Here is a 3379-nt window from a genome sequence, read left to right as displayed (position 1 = left end):
CATCAGCGGCAAGCCCGAGTCGACCGACGGCAAGACGATGGCGCCGATGAGCAACTTCGGCGTGCAGGTGATGTCGATCGGCTTTCTGGTCGAGCCCGACCAGGCTATGGTCTGGCGCGGGCCGATGGTCACCCAGGCGCTCGAGCAGCTGCTGCGCCAGACCAACTGGAGCGACCTCGACTACCTGATCGTCGACATGCCGCCCGGCACCGGCGATATCCAGCTGACCTTGTCGCAAAAAGTGCCGGTGACCGGCGCCGTGATCGTCACCACGCCGCAGGACATTGCCTTGCTGGATGCGCGCAAGGGTTTGAAAATGTTCGAGAAGGTCGGCATTCCGATCCTCGGCATCGTGGAGAACATGAGCACCCATATCTGCTCCAATTGCGGCCACGCCGAAGCCATTTTCGGCGAAGGCGGCGGCGCCAAGATGTGCGGCGAGTACGGCGTTGAATTCCTGGGCGCCTTGCCGCTGACCATGTCGATCCGCCAGCAGACCGATTCCGGCAGACCGACGGTAGTGGCCGAACCCGATGGCCCGGTGGCGCATATCTATAAAGAGATTGCGCGCAAGGTGGCGATCAAGGTGGCGGAAAAAGCCAAGGACATGAGCAGCAAATTTCCTACCATCGTGATCAAGAACGACTAAAGGGGAAACTTCGGCGGCAATGCCTATGCATGATCATGATGTATGGCCAGCCAGATTGTAGGCTGCGCTGCATCGGTCCACTCTATGCGGTGGCGGCAGTGCGGCGGGATATGCAGCCAGGCGCCGGGCTGCATGACATGCTCGCCGGCCTGGCCTTCCAGCGTCAGTCCGGCGCTGCCGCTGAGCAGCAGCACCCATTCTTCCTGTGGGTTGTCGTACCAGAAGCCGGGCGGGCTGGCCTGGCCGCTGGAGACGATGCGTTCGATTTTCAGGCCGGCCCGTTCGTGCAGGAGTTCGAATACTTCGGTTGAACCGTCGGCCGGCAGCCTGGTCAACAGATTGCCATGGGCGGCTTGCATGATGGTCTCCTGGTAGTTTGGCAGCGCTGTATTATTGCACTCAGTTATTGCGCCCAATGCGTTACGCGGATTTTATGTAGGTTTTCCACCTAATTTTCCACCTAAAGGACAAGGCAATGAAATCACGAATTTTTTCGCTGTTGTTTTCTGCAACCCTGCTGAGCGCCAGCCTGTTGCCGCAGTTGGCCCATGCTGCGTCGGTCTCTTTCATCGAGCCGGCCGACGGCGCGGTGGTGAGCAGCCCGTTCACCGTCAAGTTCGGCGTCAGCGGCATGGAAGTCAAGCCGGCCGGCGACATGACGGCCAATACCGGCCACCATCACCTGCTGATCAACGAAGACAGCATCCCGGCCGGGCAGTCGATCCCGATCGACGACAAGCATTTGCATTTTGGCAAGGGACAGACCGAAACCAGCGTCACGCTGCCGCCAGGGAAATACAAGCTGACCATGCAGTTCGCCAACGGCGCCCACCAGTCTTACGGCCCGGAGCTGAGCAAAACCATCAACGTCACCGTCAAATAGACCCGAGCCTTAGTCCATCCTCGTTTCCATCCGCTGCTGCAACGCGGTAAAATGGGGTTTTCCTTGATAACGGCTTTGGCAATCCAAGGCCGTTTTTATTTATCATGACCGCCAGCACTCCAGCATCCAATTCTTCATCGAAACCCGCATCGAAACCGATACGCACCCGTTTTGCCCCAAGCCCGACCGGTTACCTGCACCTGGGCGGCGCCCGCACCGCGCTGTTTTCCTGGGCCTACGCGCGCCATTTCGGCGGCACTTTCGTACTGCGCATCGAAGATACCGATCTCGAGCGTTCGACCCCGGAAGCGGTGCAGGCGATCATCGAGGGCATGCAATGGCTGGGCCTGGAACATGACGAAGGTCCGTTCTACCAGATGCGGCGCATGGACCGCTATCGCGAAGTGATCGGGCAAATGCTGCAGCAGGGCACGGCCTATCATTGTTATTCATCGCCGGAAGAAGTCGAAGCGATGCGCGAGCGCATGCGCGCCGCCGGCGAAAAGCCGCGCTACGACGGCACCTGGCGTCCGGAAGCGGGCAAGACCCTGCCGCCGGTGCCGGCCGACCGCAAGCCGGTGGTGCGTTTCAAGAATCCGCTCGACGGCGACGTCAGCTGGGACGATGTAGTCAAAGGCAATATCACCATCTCGAACCGCGAAATGGACGACCTGGTGATCGCCCGTCCGGACGGCACGCCGACCTACAATTTCTGCGTGGTGGTGGACGACTGGGACATGGGAATTACCCACGTGATCCGCGGCGACGACCATGTCAACAATACGCCGCGCCAGATCAACATCCTCAAGGCCCTCGGTGCGGACCTGCCGCTGTACGGCCATGTGCCGATGATCCTCGGCGCCGACGGCGAAAAACTGTCGAAGCGCCATGGCGCGGTCAGCGTGATGGATTATCCGGCGCAAGGCTACCTGCCGGAAGCGATGCTGAACTACCTGGCGCGCCTCGGCTGGAGCCATGGCAATGAAGAGATTTTCAGCGTGGAACAGTTTTGCGCATGGTTCGATCTCGATCATTTGTCGAAATCACCGGCGCAATTCAATCCGGAAAAATTGGCGTCGATCAACAATCACTACATCAAGCTGGCCGACAATGAACGCCTGGCGACACTGGTCAAGCCGTTGATGGAGCAAGACGGTGCCGATTTCAGCAATGCGCCGGCATTGCCAAAAGTGATCGGCCTGCTGAAAGAGCGCGCCCATACCGTCAATGAAATCGGGGTTGCCGCCATGCTGTTCTATCGCAAGCCGGCACCGGATGCAGCATTGCTGACGCAACACTTCACCGATGCGGTCAAGCCGGCGTTGGCTGATTTCGCCGCGCGCTGCGCAAGCGTCGAGTGGAACAAGGAAAGCCTGGCGCCGATGATCAAGGAAGTATTGGCTGCGCATACGCTGAAGATGCCGCAGATTGCGATGCCATTGCGTTTGATGCTGACCGGACAGCTGCAGACCCCGGCGATTGATGCCGTACTCGAATTGTTGGGTCGCGAGGCGGTGATCGCACGTTTGCAGCCATATCTGGTGTAAAACTGCAATAAATCTGCAAATCGGGATTTACAAGCTCTAAATAAGCTTGCTATAATCTCGCTTCTGCAAACGGGGGTATAGCTCAGCTGGGAGAGCGCTTGCATGGCATGCAAGAGGTCAGCGGTTCGATCCCGCTTACCTCCACCAGCACATTGTAGTAAGGCAGCAACGTAGTACGGACAGTAAATGTCCCCATCGTCTAGAGGCCTAGGACATCACCCTTTCACGGTGAGTACGGGGGTTCGAATCCCCCTGGGGACGCCAGAATTCTTTTGGCATCGACAGGTAAGCGGGCAGAAA

At 58.8% G+C, this 3379-nt stretch carries 4 protein-coding genes and 2 tRNA genes; 5 read left to right on the top strand and 1 reads right to left on the bottom strand.

The window, feature by feature from the left end:
- A partial coding sequence (locus JWQ61_RS21955) for an Mrp/NBP35 family ATP-binding protein (RefSeq protein WP_304362393.1) occupies nucleotides 1-649 on the top strand: 649 nt, incomplete at its 5' end.
- A 23-nt stretch (nucleotides 650-672) separates the two neighbouring features.
- Here JWQ61_RS21955 and JWQ61_RS21950 read toward each other — a convergent pair.
- Nucleotides 673-1008 (bottom strand): cupin domain-containing protein, encoded by a 336-nt coding sequence (locus JWQ61_RS21950; RefSeq protein ID WP_120234668.1) that lies wholly within the window; start codon nucleotides 1006-1008, stop codon nucleotides 673-675.
- A 116-nt stretch (nucleotides 1009-1124) separates the two neighbouring features.
- Here JWQ61_RS21950 and JWQ61_RS21945 point away from each other — a divergent pair, with 116 nt between their 5' ends.
- The 4 genes from JWQ61_RS21945 (at nucleotide 1125) to JWQ61_RS21930 (ending at nucleotide 3343) form a co-directional block, all read left to right on the top strand.
- Nucleotides 1125-1532 carry a DUF4399 domain-containing protein gene (locus JWQ61_RS21945; RefSeq protein WP_304362392.1) on the top strand — a complete coding sequence of 136 codons (408 nt, stop codon included), beginning with the start codon at nucleotides 1125-1127 and terminating at the stop codon, nucleotides 1530-1532.
- 104 nt (nucleotides 1533-1636) lie between these two features.
- Nucleotides 1637-3079: a glutamate--tRNA ligase gene (gene gltX / locus JWQ61_RS21940; protein WP_304362391.1), complete on the top strand. Its 1443-nt coding sequence runs from the start codon at nucleotides 1637-1639 to the stop codon at nucleotides 3077-3079.
- A gap of 71 nt (nucleotides 3080-3150) precedes the next feature.
- Nucleotides 3151-3226: transfer RNA gene (locus JWQ61_RS21935), tRNA-Ala, on the top strand.
- Nucleotides 3227-3267: 41 nt separating this feature from the next.
- A tRNA-Glu gene (locus JWQ61_RS21930) sits at nucleotides 3268-3343 on the top strand.
- The last annotated feature ends 36 nt before the right edge of the window (nucleotides 3344-3379 follow it).

The organism is Collimonas fungivorans, from assembly GCF_028292705.1.
GTDB lineage: Bacteria > Pseudomonadota > Gammaproteobacteria > Burkholderiales > Burkholderiaceae_D > Collimonas > Collimonas fungivorans_B.
The sequence above is the reverse complement of the archived record's forward strand: the minus strand, read 5'-3'. Positions and strand labels throughout refer to the sequence as shown.

What these genes read in the sequence shown, in the direction of transcription:
- JWQ61_RS21950 (WP_120234668.1), bottom strand. Translation starts at nt 1,008, where the DNA reads ATGCAAGCCGCCCATGGCAATCTGTTGACCAGGCTGCCGGCCGACGGT.
- gltX (WP_304362391.1), top strand. Translation starts at nt 1,637, where the DNA reads ATGACCGCCAGCACTCCAGCATCCAATTCTTCATCGAAACCCGCATCG.
- JWQ61_RS21945 (WP_304362392.1), top strand. Translation starts at nt 1,125, where the DNA reads ATGAAATCACGAATTTTTTCGCTGTTGTTTTCTGCAACCCTGCTGAGC.